Below are 18,129 nucleotides of genomic sequence, written 5' to 3'. Positions count from 1 at the left end.
GCATATTACGTGCTGCTGTGATCCGGTGAGTGGTATACCACCTGGTCCACCACCTGGTGCGGTAGGAATCACGGTTGGGCGCCTTCCTCGGGTGCGGCGCCTGGCGCGCCGGCGTTCTCGTCTGCCTGGGCCTCGAACTCGGCTTTACGCTTCGGCCATTCCAGGAAGCTCGTAACGTAGGCGTCCATCTGCGGCTGGAGTCCATCGAACAATTGCCGCAAGTTTGGCCGCGCCAGTAGAGCGGCTATGATCTGCTCTTTGCCGATGTTGGCAATCCGGTTATAGGAGTCGGCTCCCCATCCGTTTTCGATCCATTCGCCAAGCGCCCATCCTTCGTTGCCTTCGCGGAATTGCTTTATCAATACAGGCTCGATGGTGTTGAGCGCCATCTGCATGAGGTCCATATTCTGGCCGGCTCCTTCTACTTGTTGTTGCTGTGGTTGCTGCTGTTGTGGCTGGCCTGGCTGGCTGGCCTGGCCGTTGGCGGCGGCGTTGCGCGCTCCCACCATTGAGGCGATGCCTTGCACAACTCCGCGTATCTCTCCCAAGATGGGCGCCGCATTGTTGGCCAAAATGGTGGAAATGGATTCCGGCGCGCCGGCGTTGGGGTTCAACGTGTGGCTTACTTCCATGATCGACTTCACGGCGGCGAGGGTTTCGGTTAGGCTCCCTGCCGGCGCCACGGCCACGTGTTGCGGCGCGTTCAGTAGCTTGTCCATAAGCATATTGATTAGCGCATCGCGTGGATCTGGTCCCACGGGCGTGGCCGGCCTGATGAGGGGAATAATCGCGGTAATGATCGCGGCCAGGCCGGTGAAGTCCAGGCCACCACTCGCTTTTGCGTTCTGCGTCATTGCGGTTTGCAGAATGGCTGCGTAGTGGTTCAGTGCGGTCTGCTCCATCGCGGCGGCTGGGGTCTGTCGATTTCCTTGCCGTATAGCTTCGGTGGCCAAGTTGGCCAGGGCTACCGAAGCGCTGGCGTCTGCTGCTGCCGGCGCCTGGCCGGGGATTGATTGCGACGGGTGCATATTCCGATTCCTTAAAGACTCCTCGTATGAGCTATTGGCCGGCGCGCCTAAAACAAGCTCGGCCAGGTTCAGGACGGGCGGGCAGTTTGGATCGTCCACAGTGAACACGCATCCGGCGATCTGGTTATCTGTTCGCTTGTCCAAATTGAGCATGAGGGCCTGATACTTTCCCTCTCCCCATCGCTGCTTCACTTCATCGGGCGTGAACGGCACGCCGTATTTGTCGATGTAGTTGTAGGCGGTGGGGTCTGCCTGTTTGCGGTTGATGCGCGGCCAGATTCGATAGAGGTAGATGCAAGCGCGCTCGAAGCGGTCGGGCGGGAAACGTGGGCAGGTGTTCAAAGAAACGATCCGGGCCGATGGTCCGTTTCCCTTTGAGCGTATCGAAGTAGTGCTGGCCGGCCTCTACCGTGGGCGCGGGCGTTTCTGGCGGGGTTGGCGCCTCGTTTCCTGTTTCCACCAGGTGGGCGGGCGGTTCGTAGTCGTCTACGGCTCCTGGCGGTGGTTCGGCTACTGCTGTGGCGGTTGCTGCGGTTGGTTGGTCGGTGTCGATTTTCTTCTTGGTGCCTCTGCGTGGCATTCCCTCTACTCCTCGTTTGCGCGTTTCAGCGCTTATATAACATGACATACAAAAGATGTTTGGGAATCTTCCGCAATGTCGTAACCTGACTCTGGCCGGCCTCTCCGTCTTGGGTGTCGTCTTCGGACTTGATGCCCTACGCGCGCACCTGGCTGGCCACTGTTTCGATGGTTGAGACTCACAACCTGGCGGCGTTCGGCGATCGCACCACAACGGTGCGGCGTATGCGCGCGTCATCGAATGCCGATACGGCGGTGGCGCAAACGATCGGCCTGATGGTGGGCCATATAAGAGAAGGTGCAAACGATCCGATCGTGCAAAGCGCGGCGGGCTGGGCACTCGATGGCCTATCGCCTGATGCAAGCGATCATGCGAAGGCCTCGGCCATCTGGCGCTGGGTTCATGCCAACGTCCGATTTAAGTTCGATGAGGAAAGCGTATTGGCTCTGCCTGCCGATCGGCGCGGCCAGTTGCAAGACCTATTGATAACGCCGGCGCGGCTGCTCACGATGCCGAACCCGGAAGGGGATTGCGACGATTTTTCGATGCTGGTCGATGCCATGTTGCTGGCCTCGGCCATTCCTTGTGAACTCTGCACGGTCGCGGCGGATTCTGCGCGGCCTCACCTTTACACACACGTTTACTCCGTTGCGCTGGTCGGCGTCGATCGGCAACGCTTCGCGCTCGATGCCTCGCACGGCGACTACGCCGGCTGGGAAACCTCGCGCGCTTTCCGCAAGGCATTTTGGCCAGTAGGTGGTGCATCAATGAGAACAACCCTAAGAGGTATCGAGCGGATGAAATTGCGCGTTCCTCGTGACGCGCCGGCGTCCGCGATTGATCGCCAGGTGCTTGGCCGTGGAATGGGTTTCGATTGGGGCGCCTTTACCAAGATCCTGGAAACCGGCATTGATAAGATTGCCGCGCCAGTGATCGGCGCGCGGTACGGCGCGCCTCCTCCTGGCACCTACACGCAACGCGGGCCGGATGGTTCGCTTGTGCAGTATCGGCTGGGCGAGGGGGGCTCGGGTTTCCCAGCGTTCCAAACTTTGCCGGCGGGTAGCATCGGGTGGGGAACGATCGCGCTTGTGGGCGGCGGTATCGCGCTGGCGTTCGCACTGGCCAAAAGCGGAGGGGCGCGCCGCTAACCTATGTACGCCTACGCCGGCACTGTGGACGTTTTGGCCATGCCAATGCAGGGCGGTTTATTCACGCCTTGCGCTGGGCCTCAGTACGGCATGGGCGGCTTGTCCTCTACCACCACACAACAGGTGGTCGTCTCGGCTCCCTCGATCGTCGGCGGCATTCTCACCACGGGCGGCACTAACTCGATTGCGGCGGCGGCGTGGGGCGCAATGGCCATTCCGATCATAGGCGCGGCGGTTGCCGGCGTAACGATCGGGCTGATGCTGTTGTACGCGCGTAAGGGTCCTAAACAAAAGGTGGCCACCACGGCCATAGTGAACGACGTAGAACCGAAGCTGCAAGCGAATCTCGAAGGGTTCCTGGCCGGGCCGCGCACCTGGGAATCGAAGGAACAGGCGATCGCGAATTTCTACGCCGGCTGGCAATGGGTCGTGGATAACTGCGATACGCCTGAAATGGGCAACCCTGGCAAGGCGTGCGTGGCCGATCGGCAACGCGGCGGGAAGTGGGACTGGTTCCGCATGTATCTGGAACCGATCGAACAGACGGTGATAACGGGCGGCACGTCTGCCGTGGCGCCTGGCGATATCAACGTGGGCGGCGTTTCGATCTCGCCGGCTTTCCTTGCTGCTGCCGCGCTGCTGGCTGTGGGGGTGATGCTGTGATCGTATCCACGCGCGGCCTGGCCTCGGCTCCTGTCGAACCTTTCGTGCCTGGCGATCGCCTGGCCAATGTGGCTACGGCCTTTCGTTGGGGTGCGATCGCGCTTGGCCTGTTCGTCGGCTTCCACCTTTACAAGGCGGGCACTCGATGATTGTTCAGACTCATGGCCTCTTTGGCCGCATTCAAGGGCTCGGCCACCTTGGCGCGGATGACACGATCCCTAATCTGTTCGGGCCTGAGCAATTGGCCTGGGCCAAGTCGGTCGTTACTCCCACGTTCTGCGATCAATTGGCCTGCGGCGCCGTGACGCAAAACGAAGCGGGCCTGGCGAAGGTGTTTGCGTGCGGCCTGGCGTATCCGCGATCGCCACAGGCGCCATGCTCTACGTTCTGTCAGCCATGGTGGCCACAACTCAATGCGAAGTACGGCTATAACTGCGGCATCACTGGCCAGGTGTTTCAATCGGCTGTTTTGTCCACGCCACAATCCGGCCAGGCGCCGGCGCCGGCGGGCAATACACAATACTCGGTTCCCGCGCCGGCCTATTACGACAACGCGCCAGTGCACGCGCCGTCGTCTGTGCCGATGGAGTCCAGGCCTGGGCCTTCTCCCGATCCGGCGCCGGTGGCTTCACCCACGGGTCCAACGCAAGGGCCTACGCACTACTCGAACAATGACAATACGCCGGTGCCTTCGCCGGCGGGCGCCACGCAAGGGCCTACCACGGTTTCGGTGCGCTTGCCTGAACTCGACCCGAACACGGGCCTACTTCGCTGCCCTGCGCAATATCCGTTTCAATCGCTGGAGAACGGCCAGGTAGTTTGCCGCAAGACTCGCGAATCCGGTGTGCCTGATGCGACGGCGGGCGACGGCGGCGGCGTGGCCGTCGATAGTGAAGGCAATCCGATGGTGGTGTATCTGCAAGGCCTTTGCGAAAGCGAACGGCTGGTGGAAGGTGTTTCCGATTGCATCGTGCTGGCCGCTGCCGGCATTGGTTTGTATTTGGCCACGCGAGACAAGAAAAGGGGGCGGCGGTAATGTACCAAACGCGCATGCGATCAATGGACAACTTGGCCGTGGTGGGCCTGATGCCTTCGCCGGCCAGGCGCCGCGTGCATGGTCCGAAAATTTGGGCCGATCACAAACGCCTGGCGCCGGAACTGCCGATCACTTCTAACGGTCCTGTGCGATCGCGCATGATCGCCGGCGGGCTCGAAGGCCTGGCCGCGTGCTCCGACATCGGCCTATTCACCTTGCCCACGGGTTCGTGCACGAACCTGGCCGAAGAGAATTGGTCACAACTCAATCGGCCTGAAATCTACGAAGCGGTAACGGGCTCGGCGCCTCTGCCTGCCGGCGCCTGCCCTGCCGGCTACGCGAAAAACTCGTGGGGCCAATGTGAACCGCAAAGCACGCTGCAACAACAAAATTCCGGATCTCGGTTCGGCATGCAACATACGGTCGATCGCGGAACGCAGGAAAGCCTGGCGCGTGAGGCGCAACAACTCGGCAAGACTTACGGCCTGAACGTCTCGTGCTCCATTTACGAAAATGCCTCGCCAATCCCTGGGCAACCTGTGATGTATGGGACCGATTGCAAGGTGAATGGTGATCCGGGCCATAGTGCGGCGTTGATGTTGCTGCCGGGCGGCATGCAAAACACGCTTACCGAAGTGGCGCGCGCCGGCGGCAATCCGATCATGACGCCTCCGCCCGCTGTTCCTGGCGCCGTGGCGCCGGTGGGTGCTTCGCAAACGGCGGCGGCGATCGCCGCGCAAACTGCGGCCACCACTGCCGCTAATACAACGGCTGCGGCTGCTGCCACTGCTGCGGCTGCTGCTGCGGCGAAGGCCGCGCAAGACAAGGCCAAAGAGACGGCGGCGAAGGCTGCGGCGGATGCGGCAAAGAACACGGGTAGCGGTGGCAGTGGCGGCGGTAGCGGCAACGGCGGCAACGGCGGCGCCACTGATGACGGCGCGCCGTTCGATCTGTCCTCGATCATGTCGGGCTCGTTCGATGTGATGGGCTACTCGATTCCGTATTGGCTGGTTGCCGTGGGCGGCGCGGGCCTCTTCTTCGCTCAAGGGAAGGGTGGTCGTTAATGGATGCGCTGAAAATTATCTTGCTGCTCGGCGCCGGATACTTCGGTTGGACGTGGTACGCCGGCGGCACCACCACCGACGCCGGCGGCGATGGCGGTAACGGCGGCAATGGCGGTAACGGCGGCTCTGGCGGCGGCAACGGCAATTCCGCGGCCTCCACCCGCGCGGCTCTCAAGGCTCTGATGCGCGCCGAAGCAAACAAGCTGGGCATTGCCGAAACCACGGGCGGCGATGGCTGGAATTACGTTTATCAGCAAGTGCGCGGGGTGGCTGGTCCCGATGTCCTCGTGATGTGGCCGGGCCGCGATCGCGCGCATAAGATGACGCTCGATGAATACCTGGATGTGGCCATGCAAAACGGTGTGGCCGGTCTGAATTATCGGAGGGGCCGCTAGTGAACTCTCAAAACTTACTCCCTGTGGCTTTCCTTGGTGGCATCGCGTATTTGGTCTACCGCTCCTACTCGGCGCCGGCTGGTGGCGACGATGGGAACGGCTCGGGCGGTGGCTCTGGCGGGTCTTCGTCCGATAACGGGGGCGCTGGTGGCGGTTCCGGCGCCTCTGGAAACAACACGACGGGCGAAGGCGGGCGCGGCGATGCGGGTAGCGCGGGCGGCGCGGCCTGGGTGGACAACGAAGCGAACCGCATGAAGGCCGCAAAGGATAAGGTTTTCGCGGCCACGGTTCCCGCTACGTTCAAGCTCACTGCCGATCAGTGGAACTACTACCGGGCGAAGGCCTTGAACTCCGATCCGATCAATAAAGAACTGTGGCCGGCGGGCAAGACTCGTGAACACTTGATGACGGCTGCGGAGTGGCACGCGCAACTTGCCGCGAATGGCTTCTCTGGCCTGTTTGGCTACGAGAATTATCAGGCCACGCCGGGCCGTCGGTCGCAGGGGGTGTTTTTCTAATGCCCTTCGGACTGGTCAACGCTTCGGGGTCCGGTGGTGTGGTCGATCTCCTGCCACCCGTCAACACGGGCGCCGATCGCGCGGCGGCAATCGCGCGATGGAACATGCACGTAGATGACATGATCCGCCAGGATGATGCGTTATGGGATTCTCCCGTTTCGCCTGGCGGCGGCTCTCGCAACGTGGCCGGCGAACCTTCGTTTTTTGACAAATACGGCACATACATCATCGGCGGCATTGCGCTGGTGGTTGTGGCCAAGGTGGTGGCCGACTAATGATCTACCATAGCGGCCTCGGGTTCACGTTTCCATCGGCGCCGGCGGGCTCGTCTTCCTGGCTCGATTGGGCCAAGCAAAACCAGGGCAAGCTGGCGATCGCGGGCGCCGCGCTGCTGGCCATCGGCCTGTTTAAGGGGCGCCGCTGATGGCCTACAAGTGCGTGGATACGACGGGCGCGCCGTGGCCAGATACGCCATGGTATGAGTATCCGGCGGCGTATGCCTGGTGCACGCTGCAATACAACACGCCTTCGCGCTGGGCGCGTGATGCAAAGAGCGCCGGCGCCTGGCTCTACGAAAAATTGCAGTACGGCGATATTCCCGCGCCGGGCGCGGGCCTTCCGCTGCCTCCTGGCGCCGGGCCTGCTTCCAACACGCCGGCGGGCCAGGCCGCAAGCGATGCCGGCGCCTTCGATCAGTGGAAGAAAGACACGCGCCAGGCTATCCAGGATGCGGAGGATCGGGGCGATTACGTGCCATCCGGGCGCCTTCCGTTCGATGCCGACTTTAACCCAACGGGCGCCACGGCCTGGTGGATCTTGGGCGGTGTGGCCATTGTGGGCCTACTGGCCGCTAAAGGGGGAGATTGATGTATAAGCAAGTGCCAGGGTACGCGACTTTACAGGAAACCACTTCGCCGGGCTCGGTTAGCGTCAAGGGCTCGGTGTCACTGTTCGGCAATCGCGCCGCGCGCGGCCTCGGCTGCGCTTGCGATCGCGCGCCAGGCCTCGGCTTCGCGCCAGGCGCCGGCCTGTTCGATGATGCCGGCGGGATTCCGTGGTGGGTGTGGGCGTTGGGCGCTGTCGGCGTGCTGTGGCTGGTGACGCATCCTAGCCACACGCGCGCAGAGAAGCGCGCCGAACTCGCCTACGCAAAGGCCGGCTATCTTCGCCGGCGTGCGCGTGTGAAACGCGCCTATTCGGTGCGCGGCCAGGCTGCGGAGTGGGTGGGGGTCTAAATGGCAGGGCAACGGGTCGTAAAGCTAACGCCGGCGTTCTTCAAAAAACATATCCTGCCGCGCCTGCGGCCAGGATACGCGGCCACGCTTGCGGAGTATCGGCGCAAGCATCCCGAAGCTACTCACGGCCTCATGTTCGGCGATCAGTTCTATGGGCTCTCGAACGCGAAAGGGGAGAAGTTCAACCCTGGCGCGCGATGCAATCCAGAAGAGGGCGCGGCGGTTGCGTTTGAATCGTTCCACGGCACGCCGGCCACGCGCGTGGAAGTGATCGAAACAGACTTGCACTATCACGGCTACAAGGCCGAAGCGGGCAAGCTGATTTCGTTTGAGATTTTGCAGGCCGGCGGCAAGTCGGTGGTGCCGATCGAATTTGAACCGGGCGTGCTGCTCACCTTCGACGAACGGCGCACGCAACTATTCATCGACGGCGGAAACCAGGAACTAGATCCCGTAGAGTTCGGCATCAAAGGCGATCACGAACAAGTGGTGATCGGGCCGATCTACGCGGTTACTTACTTCACGGAAAAGTACCACCTGAAAGGTGGCAAGGGGCCTGGCACCTATCGCCACCAGTTCGGAACGAAGCGGGGCGAAGGCTACCCCACGCTCTGCTATGACCGTCGAAACCGGCTGCTCTCGATTTGGGGCGGCGTATACACGATTGACGATGTGGGGATTATCCATTGATGGCCGCTGATGCTGCAATCTCGGTACTCAATCGCCTGGCCGGCCAGGGCTGGAAGTGGCTGCGCGTGTCTCCTGGGTTCGATTCCTATGACATCCACGCGGCCAGGCCTTCGTCGGCGGGCGGCATGAACGTGGTAGCGCTCGATCGGCGCGCGCTGCCGGCGTTGCGGCGTCTGATTGGCCGTTATGGTGAAGCGCTGTTTTCCTTGCATGTGAACCCTGGCCAGGCGGCTGAGGTAAGCGATCGCGCGCTACGCTATCGCGCCAACGCCGTGGCCGATGTGGCGCTGGCCGGCCAGGCGAAATGCTGCGTGTATTGCGTCGAAACCGAAGGCCTCATGGTGCACCACCTGGATGGCCACGAGGAAAACAACGATCCCTCGAACATGGCGTGGGCCTGCCGATCGTGTAACGCGCGGCATGCGGAGTTACTGAAGGCCTTGGGCCTCGGGCGCCGCACTGTCCAATCGAATCCGCCAGGCCGTGGCGCCCAAACTCTTAACCAGTGGGTGGCGGCTGTATCGAGCATTTGCCGGCGCGATCGCAAGTCGGGCGCGCTCATGTCTCCGTGTCCTCAAGCGGGCTCGGTTATGCCTGTCGATCAGGCCGTGCAAATGATCCGCGATACGCCGGCGCACAAGCGTAGCGAGTACAACCGCGAGATATGGTCGCGGCGGCGCGCCTCGGGGCGCACGCAATCGCGAGTTAGTGAGGTTCCATTCTAATGGCCACAATCACCAAAGCAAGCTGGAAGAAAAAAGGCCGGCTGGCCTACCGCTCGGAAAGTTTGGAAGCTGGAAAGATGCGTGGCAGGCGAAACGTCCCGCGCATCTTGACGTATTTTCGCGCGGCAAAGCTGAAGAAGATTTTTACGATGGCTGGCATACCGAAGCTGAACGCACGCCGCGCGGCGATCCTGGGAGCAAGGCGCCGGCGGGAAACGCCCTTACTGGAAAGCGCGGGGCGAAGGCCTCGGAACGTGACGCCTACCCCGATCCGCTGATGGCTTGGCGCCGCGTGCTGCAAGGCGAAGGCCTCGAAATGGGCCAAGCGAAGGGGAAGCGCTGGCAGAATATCAAGCGCTGGTTTCTGGCCGGCTACAAGGCCGCGCGTCCGAAGGCTGCGCGCTCTAATCCCCGCTGTGCGCAAGCTCGCCACGGGCAAGACTGTGAAAGTTTCAGCGGTGCGTGTTCGCACTGTTGTTAAGAACGGGCGCCGGCAACGTGTGCTCGATCTAATCCTATAACCGCTAAGGAGTCGAAACGATGGAACGCTTTCTCTACCTGCAAGGCTACACGCCTTCTCAGAATTTAACCCGCGCTCAGTTCGCCGCATTGTCGGCGCGCGCCGGCTCAATTTCCCGATCGAACGCGCCTACGTGCTCACCACGCCGCGCGTTCCCGTGGGGCAACCTGCGGCCAGTGAAGAGATCGAATTATCCGATGTGCCATCGGACGCGCCGGAAGATATGCCCATGCAAATCTACATGGAATTTGCGGCGGGTGGCACGTCGTTGAAAGGCCATAACGCGGGGCTCATGCTCTCGACGTTGGGCGATGGGAATTTGGCCGGCTTCCGCCAGGTGCACGGCATGCTGAATCCGGGCGACGTGTTCGGGTGGGTAAACCACCTGTTAGGCGTGCGCGGTGTTGTCCAGGCCGTTCAAGCGGTGCTGGCCGGGAAGTAACCAGACGGGGGCCGGCCTGGCCGGCCTCCACTTTTGAAGAGAGGAGGAAACAGACATGGCAGTGAACCTGACAGTTATTCGCGCGGGCGCCAACTCGCGCGTTGTCGATGTTGAGGCAACGGCGGATGCCGATACCACGGCAACGATTCCGCACGGCCTGGGCGTTACGCCTGAGTCGGCGATTCTGGAACCGCTTGTGGCGGCGGCGCGTATTTCGTCGTGGATCGTGACATCGAAAGACGCCACAAATGTGGTACTCAGCAAAACCACCACGATGAGTTCGGGCGCGGCTGGCGTTCAGTTGCGCGTGACGATTCTAAAGCCTCACTCGATCACGAAGTAAGTGGCCGGTGTGGCAGTAAGGGGCCTCATGGCGGTAGTGAAAAAGGCAACGCCGATTCTAACCAATCCGGGCCAGCGGCGGCGCCGGAAGTTGACGCCGAAGCAGATCAAACACTTTGGCACCAAGGCGCAAAAGGCGGCTCTGAAGCGGAAACGCTCTGCCGGCCATGCGGCAAGGGGCAAGAGAACGAAGCGGGTAGCGGCCACGGTCCCGATTCGTAAGAACAGTGGCGAAATCATTTCGCTCGGCCTGGCGGCGATCGCCGGCAATCCGGGCACACGGAAGGGAAAGAAAAAAATGGCGGCAAAGAAATCGAGACGGCGCGCCGGCGGCACTCGCCGCCGTCGCACTCAACGCCGGCGTGCACAGACGCGCGCCTTGGCTCCTGTAAGGTCGAATCCGGGCACGCGGCGGCGTCGTTCGCATTCGGTGACGCATCGCCGGCGGCGCTCGTATCGGCGCAACCCTGGCATGCGGTCGGGCTCCGTTTCCACGATGCTGGTTAGCTCCTTGTGGGTGATCGGCGGCGCGGTCGGTGCGCGCATGCTCGTGCAGTTCGCGCTGGGCGAGAAAAACACGGGGATCATGGGCTACGGCGCCGTAGGGCCCTGGCGGCGGTTGCGCTGGGCATGCTGGTGGGCCGTGGGCTCAAGAATCCGCAAGCCGGCGCCATGGTGACGCTGGGCGGAATCGTTGGCACGGTCCTGCGCCTGGTGCAGGATTACACGCCTCTCGGCCAGTACGCGCAACTCTCGGGGATGGTGCGCGGCGATAGTGGTATGGGCTTCCTTGCTCCCACCACGTTCTTTGTTCCCCTGGCGCCGGCGGATGGTCGCGGCGCTACCAGTGCGCAGATGGCTTTGCCGGCTGCGGTCACTGACTTGGTGCGGTCGCGGCCTTCCGCGCCTGCTCAAGGGGTGAGCGGCGTTTCCCGCTACTCGCGGGGATCGCGGTTCGCCTAATCGCGGCCACTGCGGACTGAAGAGACTTTTTCAAACTGAGGAGACAAAGACAATGCGGAATTTGAATCACTTGATGCCCGTTACGGGCGCGCGCGACTTTTCCGGCGTGATTGCCGACATGGCCACGAAGGGCATGAACCGGCGTCCCGTCAAGCGGGCGCCGGTGAAGCCTCGGCAGCGCAAGCGGGCGCCTCATGGCCACCGTGGCGCTGGCCAATCCGATCATGCCGGATTGGACGGACGTTCAGCCGTGGATGTTCTGTGACCGTCTGACGGTCGCAAGCAACGCGCCACGGGAACCGATTCCTGTTCTTCACCACGCCTCTTTCGGCCACCAAGTCCAAATTGGACACGAACCTGAAACAGGCCGGGCGGCTTCCCGATCCGAAGCACTTTTTCGTTACCGCTTTGCGGTTCCTGTTCTCGGCGCGCAACAAGTTGACCGACATCGCGCGCCTTAACGACAACTTCTATGTGGAATTCGAGATCGGCGACAAAATCTACGCCGAAGGCCACGTGGATCTGTACCCCAGCGGCGCCGGCATCTATGGCACGTCCACCAAGTCCGATGAATCGGCCTACACCAACGGTGTGGCCGATCCGAACGCGGTGAACCTGTGGGGCGTTGATCGCGGCATCCACATTCTGCAAGGCCAGATTTCCAGGTGCGTCTGCGCGGTACGACGTTCACCACGTCAGCGATGCGGACTCGACGGGTCTGAACATCCGTTGCGTGCTCGACGGAATTCTCTATCGCGAGGTCCAGTAACGAACTCGATGGGCGGGCCTGGCCGGCGCTACGGCGCCGGCCTCCTGTCCTGGCTCTGATGACTTCCGATTAGGAGAAACCAACATGGTTGAATACCCTTGCACGTATTGCAACGGCGCGCGCGTCGTAGAGAACCGGGCGCAACAATTGCAGGCCTGCCCGATCTGCGAAGGCACGGGGTTTGAACCTGGCGAAGAAAGGTTTTTCACCTACATTTACCAGGTCACGCTTACCGCGCTCCAGGTGTTGCTGAATCAGCGCATCGTAACCAACGGTGACGCCGATTTCCGAATCAAGCTCAACACGCACGGCCACGGGCGGCTTTCGCATCCGCCTATTCAACAACGAGGGACAGTATTATTCAAGCTCGGGCGAGGTGGGACCAACGATCGCGTGCGCGATTCGCTCATCTTCGGCGATGGCTCTTTGCCGTTCATCGTTGTGCCTCATATCTTCATTCCCAAGGGCGGCTCGATCGGCTTCGATCTTGAGGATGTGAGCAACGCAAACAACACGATCCAACTGGCGTTCAGTGGTGCGAAGGTCTACCCGCCGCGCCGCGCGTGAAACAGTAAGGGGCCAATATGTCCATGGAGCTATTGAAGTCTCTGGCGATCTACGGCGGCGGGCGCCGTGGGCGATGGCCGGGCGTGCGGCCGGGATATGGCGTCAGTACAACCCGGTCAGGCCGCTATTTACGTTCGTGGATCAAGACAAGTTCAACTGGTTCGCGCGCGTGTTTCCCGATACGGCCAATGTGTCCTTGCCGTCGCGGTCCTCTTTCGAGGATCAAGTAACCGTAACGCCGGGCTCGTTCCTCACCATGATTACGACGTTTTCGGAACAGGTGGAAGGGTTCCGATTCCAGGTGTGGGACAAAGGGACTACAGAAGAATTTTCTCCGCTTACTCCAATGAGCGGACAACGGCGGGCAACTCGCGCAACCCGCAATTGCCGTTCATCGTTCCCCGCCGGCGATGATTCCGGAACGGGCCTTATCACCGTCAAATGACAAATCTATCTGCGCTGGCCAACTATGCGCAGGTCTGTCTGGTCTTCGCGGTGCCTCGTGGCGGAAAGGTCAATTGCTGATGTATACGGCGATTCTCTCGGCTTGTGATCTGTGGCGCCGGCAAAGCGGCGTGTTTCCGGTGAAGCCTCCGGGCTCCTACGATTCGCTCACGCTGCCAGGCCTGCCTGGCGGGCCTGGTGGCGGCAACGTGACAGTGAACACGCCAGGCCAGGCCGCGTATCCACCGTGGGAGGTTGCGCCTCCTGGCTCTCAGCCATTCGATTACGTGGGCGTAATCTCGACGCCGGCGGCGGGCTCCACCGATCAATTGGTGCTCTCGTTCCAAGTGCCGTTCGGCTGGGATGGCACGATCAAAAAAATCACCAACGTCTATACGGGGCCTGGCTTCTTTGAGGGCTCGGGCGATCTGATTTGGCGCATTCGCCGCGATGGCCAGTTCGTGAAAAATTACGATTCCATCCTGGTGACGTTCGGCGACGTTCAGAACGGTCACTGCCCGAGTCTTGGGCGGCGGCATTCTCGTCAGTAGCGCAATTGGTGGAATACACAGTGGACGTTGACCGGCGACTTCGCGCCGGTCGAACACGAACATCTATTGCTTTCTCGACTATTTCTGGCCGAGACAATAAGGGGGCCTCATGTTCACGTGTCTGCGAGTCGCGGCGATCGCCCGCACTGTTGTGTTGGCCTCTATGGCCAAACGGATCGAAAAACCGGGCGATCTTCGCGCCTTCCTTTGCTCAATGGTGTTACCGCGCCGGCGGTGTCGGCTCAGTGCGCAACATCGGCTGGTCATGCACATATTCGTGGTGATCTTTCCGGCGGCGGTGGCCGATGTGAACCCGATTCAAGTTCGCATAGAGGCCTCTTACGATAACTCGGTGTACTTCCCGATCTCGCCTGACGTGATCGAAGCGAAGTTGCTGGGCGGCGTCGTCTACTTCATTCAAAAGGCCTATGGCGTGTTCCCATACGTGCGCGTCCGATCGGTGCTTGCCACGCCGGCATCGGCGCCCATGACGGTGCACTATTCCGGCCACGCCAGTCGTTCCCGTGGCGTGTTTGAAACGCTCGATCGCTTGTGCTGTGATTCCGCGCGAAAACATAATCCGCGGCCTCTGTTTTTTCTTCTTCTTGTGCTGGCGGCGCCGGCGCAACAAAGCGTGGTGTTTCGCACGGTCTTTAAGGCATCACCACACCACGCAAGCATCGGCGCCGATTCAAAACATCGGCCAAGGCCTTCACTGCCAGGTCTACTTCCCCACGGCGGTGCCCTATGTGTCTAGCTTCACGGTGGGGTAGAGCCCGTCCGATAACGTCACGTATTTTCCGGATCTCGCGCGATGACGTCGGCGTTTTCTCGGCCTCTGCCGCGCCTTCGCGATCGAACGGGCGAACGGCGTGGCTGGCCATACGTGCGCATCCGGGCCGTGGCTGTTAATGCGGCGTTCCCCATGACGGTGAACTATTCCGGTGGCATCTGGCCGATCGGCAATGTGTTTTGCTGGCGATCGCTTCTTGGGCACGGGGCCATCCGGCGCCGAACAAAACCCACCTTTGGGGTGTGCGTTTCGCGCCGTGCGCGGTCCTGCCTAATGTCACAAACAAGGTGATCGTTACCCAGGCGTCACTTTGTCCAAGTGCTAGCATTGCGGCCAAGACCGCACCAAACGGGCGCCGATCTGACGATTGCGTATCATGAAAAACGGCGCCACTAACATCTTTCCGGGCGGCTCTCCGTCATTTCCGGCGGGTAGTGTCGGGCCTGCGTCCACTACCACTTTCGATTCGCCTGGCCTGGTGGAAAACGACGTTCTTACCATCGACATATTGCAGGTTGGATCGGCGATTGCCGCCCAGGATGTTTCGGTGGTTTGCGTAGCTCAATACTGAAAGGGGTTTCCCATGCTCGATAAATCGCTGTTTGTTTTCTCTGTTCTTTCGCATGCTGTGTTTGTGCGGCCGGCCTTCGCCATCGAATACGCCACGGGCCCCGTGCGCAACACGACGGTAACGCAAGTTTCTGGCACGCGCACCGAAGCGGTGCAACTCATCGAACCTGTGCTCACGGGCGTGGTTGGACTGCGGTAAGTGGCACTGGCACGGCGACGTGGTTTTGCACTCGGCCACCACGCCGCAAGGCTACGATGCGAATTCGCCTTTGCGATCCGGGCGCCGGCTCCTGCTTCCGAATCAAACCAGGCAACGGCGTCGGCACTTCGTCCATGACGGGCGATTTTTTCTTGCTGCCTGCGGCGGCGCGTGTGGCGTATCGTGGCAAATCAGTACCAGTTTTCGTTTTGAGAACGGGACTAACGGGACCGTTTCCCGGCGGTTCGCTGCTGCCGGCGTGCCATTCGTTCCGACTTGGAATGTGCCTTTCGTCACGAACTCGACAGTATGGGGGAATCAGCGATGGCGATGCAGACGGAAGCCGGCACCGGCGCGTTTCCCTATGGCGCACCTGTCCGGGAAGCTATATCGGCTGTTCGGTTTCGGCGTCTCGTGGCAACGTCTACCAGTTGGACAACACGGGCTCGATCGAAGGGACCAACGTAAACAACAACAGCCAGGGCGCCGTGCGTTTCGTGTTACCGTTTCAGCTCAGATCAGTAGTTCTCTGTCGTCTTCCAATGGTGGGCGGCGGTTCGTGGATGAAAGCTGGTTCATCTCTGACGCTTTGATTGCCTACGACACTGCGGCATTCACCAATGAGGCCAAGGTTGTGGGCATGGCTTGTGGATGCGCTCTGGATCGTCCAGAATACGCTTACGGCTGATACCACGTTCACCTTTGACGGTCACACGTTCATCGTGATAACCGTTACCGAACACAGCCAGCACAACGGCAGCACGGCCAATTGTGCATCCGGGTTTCTTAGGAAGTTCCTGGAATTGTAGGAGAGGGGGCAACATGCAAAAGGTTTCGAGATTTCGCCTGGCGGTGGTTCTGTTCTTGTATGGCGGGTGCTGGCGGCTCCGATCGCGGAGGCCTTCACGATCGTTTCGGTTTACGATCATCGCGCGTTTTGAAAACACGGTAACAACAGATTTGAATTTCCAAACAGCGACGGGTGGCGCGCTGGGCGCAACGTCGGAGGCACGGCGTGCCGGGCATGCCGGGCCATGCGCATAGGATGCGCGGCGCGCCGGAACGTTCCAAAGCGGACTATGCCTACTGAACACATACGGGGGCGCACGAAACGCTGATGCCGCGATCGGAGGGCCGCGCCAGGGCCGATCCCTTTCGTCAGTGCGCCTGTGCTCATCTTCGGCAATCTCTAGCGGCGGCTCTGGCTGCTGGCGCCGCGCTGATGGGCGATCGGATCATGAGCGCCGGCGCCTTCGCAGGAACAGGCCGTGCGCGTGTTGACCGATCAGCTGCAACGGAACATCGGCGAACGGTTGGCGGTGGTAGAGCCAAAGGTAGACGATTTGCGCCAGGACGCGAACTCAGAAAAAGAGGAAGCAATGACAAAGGGCGCGCAAGCGGGAATTGCAGTGTGGCGGCTGTGATCGCCACGATGGCAGGCCGGCCAGATCACGCCGGCGGTGGGCGTTGTGATCCTGGCGGGAACCTCGATAGCGTCGTCCTGCTGCCTTCGCTGCTTACCGGCAAGCGCAAGGGCGGGCGCGCGTCGATCGTCGGCCATAGGGGTCCTCACGCTGGTGGCGCGATCGCGGGCGCCGGGCGATCGGTTGCTACACGTGGCGTGGTTGCCGGCAAACTACGCCGTGGCGGTTGCTGGTGGGCACCAATGCGCTTGGTGCGATCATGCCTCAATGCAGGGGCGCAATTCCTCGGCCGCGCCGGCGATGGTGGCGGCTCGTGAGTAAGCGCCTGGCCGATCTGCACGCCGAATTCAGGGGCCTATGGCCGGAAGCTCTCCTGCCTGCGGCTAAGGCTGCGGGATTCGATTTGGTGGTGGTCGATACGTTGCGCACGGCTGAGGAGCAAGCGCAGCATTTGCGCATCGAGGATCGAAGCGTAAAGACTCGCTCCACTTGCACGGCCCGGCGATCGACGTAGCACCACGGCCACTGATGAAGCTCAAAAAAATTGGGAGCGCCAGAACATCCTGAATGGTTCAGGCTGGGCGAGGCTGGGCGAAGGCCTCGGCCTGCGCTGGGGTGGCCGCTGGAAGAGTCCGGTTGATAGGCCACATTTCAGTGTCCGTTGGTGATGGAAAAACGCATCTTGCGTTCGGGGGCGAAGTGATGGCCTACGTGCTGACTGCGGCCTTGGTGACTCCGCTACGTTTACCCGGCGCCCCGCCTCCCTCGATCACTCACGACATGGGCCTCGAAGGGCTGGGCGCTCCTCGGCTTCGCCGAAGCGATCGGGCGCATGGAGGGCTGGCCGATCGCCGGCACGCCGGCGCGCAACAATCTGAACCCTGGCAACCTGACGTGGGCGCCGTCTCGCTACTGCCAAACGGGCAAGGCCGGGCGGTTCGTCAGAAGTTCTGCACTGAGGGCGATGGGTGGGCCGCGGTCTGGAAAACCAGATCAACGTGAACGCGGGCCGCGATCTCACGCTATACGAATTCTTCGCCGGCAAGCCGGGCGTATGCGTCTACGCGCCGGCGTCTGATAACAACGATCCGGCCAATTACGCGCGCAAGGTGGCCGAATGGTTGGGCGTCACTCCCGAGACTCAAACGGCGGTGGGCCTACACCGGCGTTCCTTCCACCACCCCGGGTGGCGGGCCTCGGATTCGGACGTTGCCGCCGCAACGGCGCCGGGCCTGGTTCGACTTCGACGCGATCGGCGATCGGGTAGAGGGCTGGTTCAGTTCCGCGATCGGTGGCGAGACTCCCGAACCGACTTTGCGCTCTGCTGCCGGCGCGGCGGCTGCGGTCGGGCTGTTCCTGCTCGTCTCCGATTCCGGCTAGTGATATCGTCAGATTGTGCGGGGTGGCGCAGTCTGGTGGCGCGCCGGAGCTCTGTAACCCGGAGGCCGTGGCGTTCAAATCCC

At 61.6% G+C, this 18,129-nt stretch carries 28 protein-coding genes; 27 read left to right on the top strand and 1 reads right to left on the bottom strand.

From position 1 onward, the window contains the following. Window positions 1-68: 68 nt before the first annotated feature. The gene (locus IPK75_20325; protein ID MBK8200690.1) at window positions 69-1,370 is read right to left on the bottom strand and encodes a hypothetical protein; all 1,302 of its coding nucleotides are present in this window, start codon (window positions 1,368-1,370) and stop codon (window positions 69-71) included. Between the two features lie 369 nt (window positions 1,371-1,739). On the opposite strand from IPK75_20325, the gene IPK75_20320 reads away from it, so the two are divergent. The 27 genes from IPK75_20320 to IPK75_20190 all read left to right on the top strand — a co-directional run bounded on the left by IPK75_20320 (window position 1,740) and on the right by IPK75_20190 (window position 18,046). Continuing rightward, on the top strand, window positions 1,740-2,756 hold the full coding sequence (locus IPK75_20320; GenBank protein ID MBK8200689.1) for a hypothetical protein: 1,017 nt from the start codon (window positions 1,740-1,742) through the stop codon (window positions 2,754-2,756). Window positions 2,757-2,759: 3 nt separating this feature from the next. Then, complete coding sequence (locus IPK75_20315; GenBank protein MBK8200688.1) at window positions 2,760-3,419, top strand: hypothetical protein; 660 nt, start codon at window positions 2,760-2,762, stop codon at window positions 3,417-3,419. 145 nt (window positions 3,420-3,564) lie between these two features. Then, a complete protein-coding gene (locus IPK75_20310) occupies window positions 3,565-4,455 on the top strand; it encodes a hypothetical protein (GenBank protein ID MBK8200687.1) in 891 nt (296 codons plus the stop codon). Further along, entirely contained in the window at window positions 4,455-5,519 is a 1,065-nt protein-coding gene (locus tag IPK75_20305; protein ID MBK8200686.1) for a hypothetical protein, read from the top strand. The genes IPK75_20310 and IPK75_20305 overlap by 1 nt, the downstream gene beginning before the upstream one ends. Further along, on the top strand, window positions 5,519-5,914 hold the full coding sequence (locus tag IPK75_20300) for a hypothetical protein (GenBank protein ID MBK8200685.1): 396 nt from the start codon (window positions 5,519-5,521) through the stop codon (window positions 5,912-5,914). The genes IPK75_20305 and IPK75_20300 overlap by 1 nt, the downstream gene beginning before the upstream one ends. A 23-nt stretch (window positions 5,915-5,937) precedes the next feature. Next, the gene (locus IPK75_20295) at window positions 5,938-6,432 is read left to right on the top strand and encodes a hypothetical protein (protein MBK8200684.1); all 495 of its coding nucleotides are present in this window, start codon (window positions 5,938-5,940) and stop codon (window positions 6,430-6,432) included. Then, window positions 6,432-6,707, top strand: coding sequence for a hypothetical protein (locus IPK75_20290; GenBank protein ID MBK8200683.1), 276 nt, complete (start codon window positions 6,432-6,434; stop codon window positions 6,705-6,707). The genes IPK75_20295 and IPK75_20290 overlap by 1 nt, the downstream gene beginning before the upstream one ends. Then, the gene (locus IPK75_20285; protein MBK8200682.1) at window positions 6,707-6,856 is read left to right on the top strand and encodes a hypothetical protein; all 150 of its coding nucleotides are present in this window, start codon (window positions 6,707-6,709) and stop codon (window positions 6,854-6,856) included. The genes IPK75_20290 and IPK75_20285 overlap by 1 nt, the downstream gene beginning before the upstream one ends. After that, window positions 6,856-7,299: a hypothetical protein gene (locus tag IPK75_20280; GenBank protein ID MBK8200681.1), complete on the top strand. Its 444-nt coding sequence runs from the start codon at window positions 6,856-6,858 to the stop codon at window positions 7,297-7,299. Before IPK75_20285 ends, IPK75_20280 begins: the two co-directional genes overlap by 1 nt. After that, the gene (locus IPK75_20275) at window positions 7,299-7,667 is read left to right on the top strand and encodes a hypothetical protein (GenBank protein MBK8200680.1); all 369 of its coding nucleotides are present in this window, start codon (window positions 7,299-7,301) and stop codon (window positions 7,665-7,667) included. The genes IPK75_20280 and IPK75_20275 overlap by 1 nt, the downstream gene beginning before the upstream one ends. Beyond that, window positions 7,668-8,357, top strand: a complete 690-nt coding sequence (locus IPK75_20270) for a hypothetical protein (GenBank protein ID MBK8200679.1) — start codon at window positions 7,668-7,670, stop codon at window positions 8,355-8,357. Beyond that, on the top strand, window positions 8,357-9,082 hold the full coding sequence (locus tag IPK75_20265; protein MBK8200678.1) for an HNH endonuclease: 726 nt from the start codon (window positions 8,357-8,359) through the stop codon (window positions 9,080-9,082). Before IPK75_20270 ends, IPK75_20265 begins: the two co-directional genes overlap by 1 nt. Continuing rightward, on the top strand, window positions 9,066-9,563 hold the full coding sequence (locus IPK75_20260; protein ID MBK8200677.1) for a hypothetical protein: 498 nt from the start codon (window positions 9,066-9,068) through the stop codon (window positions 9,561-9,563). The genes IPK75_20265 and IPK75_20260 overlap by 17 nt, the downstream gene beginning before the upstream one ends. Before the next feature lie 172 nt (window positions 9,564-9,735). Beyond that, window positions 9,736-10,044 (top strand): hypothetical protein, encoded by a 309-nt coding sequence (locus IPK75_20255; GenBank protein MBK8200676.1) that lies wholly within the window; start codon window positions 9,736-9,738, stop codon window positions 10,042-10,044. Between the two features lie 55 nt (window positions 10,045-10,099). Next, the gene (locus IPK75_20250) at window positions 10,100-10,387 is read left to right on the top strand and encodes a hypothetical protein (GenBank protein MBK8200675.1); all 288 of its coding nucleotides are present in this window, start codon (window positions 10,100-10,102) and stop codon (window positions 10,385-10,387) included. A 27-nt stretch (window positions 10,388-10,414) separates the two neighbouring features. Continuing rightward, window positions 10,415-11,065: a hypothetical protein gene (locus IPK75_20245; GenBank protein ID MBK8200674.1), complete on the top strand. Its 651-nt coding sequence runs from the start codon at window positions 10,415-10,417 to the stop codon at window positions 11,063-11,065. Continuing rightward, window positions 11,059-11,349 (top strand): hypothetical protein, encoded by a 291-nt coding sequence (locus tag IPK75_20240; protein MBK8200673.1) that lies wholly within the window; start codon window positions 11,059-11,061, stop codon window positions 11,347-11,349. Before IPK75_20245 ends, IPK75_20240 begins: the two co-directional genes overlap by 7 nt. Window positions 11,350-11,422: 73 nt before the next feature. Further along, window positions 11,423-11,614: a hypothetical protein gene (locus IPK75_20235; protein MBK8200672.1), complete on the top strand. Its 192-nt coding sequence runs from the start codon at window positions 11,423-11,425 to the stop codon at window positions 11,612-11,614. A gap of 80 nt (window positions 11,615-11,694) precedes the next feature. Then, complete coding sequence (locus IPK75_20230) at window positions 11,695-12,177, top strand: hypothetical protein (protein MBK8200671.1); 483 nt, start codon at window positions 11,695-11,697, stop codon at window positions 12,175-12,177. Between the two features lie 25 nt (window positions 12,178-12,202). After that, window positions 12,203-12,685: a hypothetical protein gene (locus IPK75_20225; GenBank protein MBK8200670.1), complete on the top strand. Its 483-nt coding sequence runs from the start codon at window positions 12,203-12,205 to the stop codon at window positions 12,683-12,685. Between the two features lie 136 nt (window positions 12,686-12,821). After that, entirely contained in the window at window positions 12,822-13,130 is a 309-nt protein-coding gene (locus tag IPK75_20220; protein MBK8200669.1) for a hypothetical protein, read from the top strand. Window positions 13,131-13,203: 73 nt separating this feature from the next. Further along, window positions 13,204-13,680 (top strand): hypothetical protein, encoded by a 477-nt coding sequence (locus IPK75_20215; protein MBK8200668.1) that lies wholly within the window; start codon window positions 13,204-13,206, stop codon window positions 13,678-13,680. A gap of 109 nt (window positions 13,681-13,789) precedes the next feature. Next, entirely contained in the window at window positions 13,790-14,437 is a 648-nt protein-coding gene (locus IPK75_20210) for a hypothetical protein (GenBank protein MBK8200667.1), read from the top strand. A gap of 619 nt (window positions 14,438-15,056) precedes the next feature. Next, a complete protein-coding gene (locus IPK75_20205) occupies window positions 15,057-15,242 on the top strand; it encodes a hypothetical protein (protein MBK8200666.1) in 186 nt (61 codons plus the stop codon). A gap of 1,268 nt (window positions 15,243-16,510) precedes the next feature. Next, window positions 16,511-16,666, top strand: coding sequence for a hypothetical protein (locus tag IPK75_20200; protein ID MBK8200665.1), 156 nt, complete (start codon window positions 16,511-16,513; stop codon window positions 16,664-16,666). A 560-nt stretch (window positions 16,667-17,226) separates the two neighbouring features. Then, complete coding sequence (locus tag IPK75_20195) at window positions 17,227-17,334, top strand: M15 family metallopeptidase (protein ID MBK8200664.1); 108 nt, start codon at window positions 17,227-17,229, stop codon at window positions 17,332-17,334. A gap of 541 nt (window positions 17,335-17,875) precedes the next feature. Then, a complete protein-coding gene (locus tag IPK75_20190; GenBank protein ID MBK8200663.1) occupies window positions 17,876-18,046 on the top strand; it encodes a hypothetical protein in 171 nt (56 codons plus the stop codon). The last annotated feature ends 83 nt before the right edge of the window (window positions 18,047-18,129 follow it).

This window comes from Acidobacteriota bacterium (assembly GCA_016712445.1).
In the GTDB taxonomy this organism is placed as follows: domain Bacteria; phylum Pseudomonadota; class Alphaproteobacteria; order Caulobacterales; family Hyphomonadaceae; genus Hyphomonas.
The sequence above is the reverse complement of the archived record's forward strand: the minus strand, read 5'-3'. Positions and strand labels throughout refer to the sequence as shown.

Excerpts from the sequence above, each read along its gene's own strand:
- IPK75_20235 (MBK8200672.1), top strand. The coding sequence starts at position 11,423 with ATGCCCGTTACGGGCGCGCGCGACTTTTCCGGCGTGATTGCCGACATG.
- IPK75_20315 (MBK8200688.1), top strand. The coding sequence starts at position 2,760 with ATGTACGCCTACGCCGGCACTGTGGACGTTTTGGCCATGCCAATGCAG.
- IPK75_20275 (MBK8200680.1), top strand. The coding sequence starts at position 7,299 with ATGTATAAGCAAGTGCCAGGGTACGCGACTTTACAGGAAACCACTTCG.
- IPK75_20245 (MBK8200674.1), top strand. The coding sequence starts at position 10,415 with ATGGCGGTAGTGAAAAAGGCAACGCCGATTCTAACCAATCCGGGCCAG.
- IPK75_20290 (MBK8200683.1), top strand. The coding sequence starts at position 6,432 with ATGCCCTTCGGACTGGTCAACGCTTCGGGGTCCGGTGGTGTGGTCGAT.
- IPK75_20305 (MBK8200686.1), top strand. The coding sequence starts at position 4,455 with ATGTACCAAACGCGCATGCGATCAATGGACAACTTGGCCGTGGTGGGC.
- IPK75_20265 (MBK8200678.1), top strand. The coding sequence starts at position 8,357 with ATGGCCGCTGATGCTGCAATCTCGGTACTCAATCGCCTGGCCGGCCAG.
- IPK75_20320 (MBK8200689.1), top strand. The coding sequence starts at position 1,740 with ATGCCCTACGCGCGCACCTGGCTGGCCACTGTTTCGATGGTTGAGACT.
- IPK75_20300 (MBK8200685.1), top strand. The coding sequence starts at position 5,519 with ATGGATGCGCTGAAAATTATCTTGCTGCTCGGCGCCGGATACTTCGGT.
- IPK75_20285 (MBK8200682.1), top strand. The coding sequence starts at position 6,707 with ATGATCTACCATAGCGGCCTCGGGTTCACGTTTCCATCGGCGCCGGCG.
- IPK75_20225 (MBK8200670.1), top strand. The coding sequence starts at position 12,203 with ATGGTTGAATACCCTTGCACGTATTGCAACGGCGCGCGCGTCGTAGAG.
- IPK75_20205 (MBK8200666.1), top strand. The coding sequence starts at position 15,057 with ATGCTCGATAAATCGCTGTTTGTTTTCTCTGTTCTTTCGCATGCTGTG.
- IPK75_20280 (MBK8200681.1), top strand. The coding sequence starts at position 6,856 with ATGGCCTACAAGTGCGTGGATACGACGGGCGCGCCGTGGCCAGATACG.
- IPK75_20270 (MBK8200679.1), top strand. The coding sequence starts at position 7,668 with ATGGCAGGGCAACGGGTCGTAAAGCTAACGCCGGCGTTCTTCAAAAAA.
- IPK75_20240 (MBK8200673.1), top strand. The coding sequence starts at position 11,059 with ATGGTGACGCTGGGCGGAATCGTTGGCACGGTCCTGCGCCTGGTGCAG.
- IPK75_20250 (MBK8200675.1), top strand. The coding sequence starts at position 10,100 with ATGGCAGTGAACCTGACAGTTATTCGCGCGGGCGCCAACTCGCGCGTT.
- IPK75_20310 (MBK8200687.1), top strand. The coding sequence starts at position 3,565 with ATGATTGTTCAGACTCATGGCCTCTTTGGCCGCATTCAAGGGCTCGGC.
- IPK75_20210 (MBK8200667.1), top strand. The coding sequence starts at position 13,790 with ATGTTCACGTGTCTGCGAGTCGCGGCGATCGCCCGCACTGTTGTGTTG.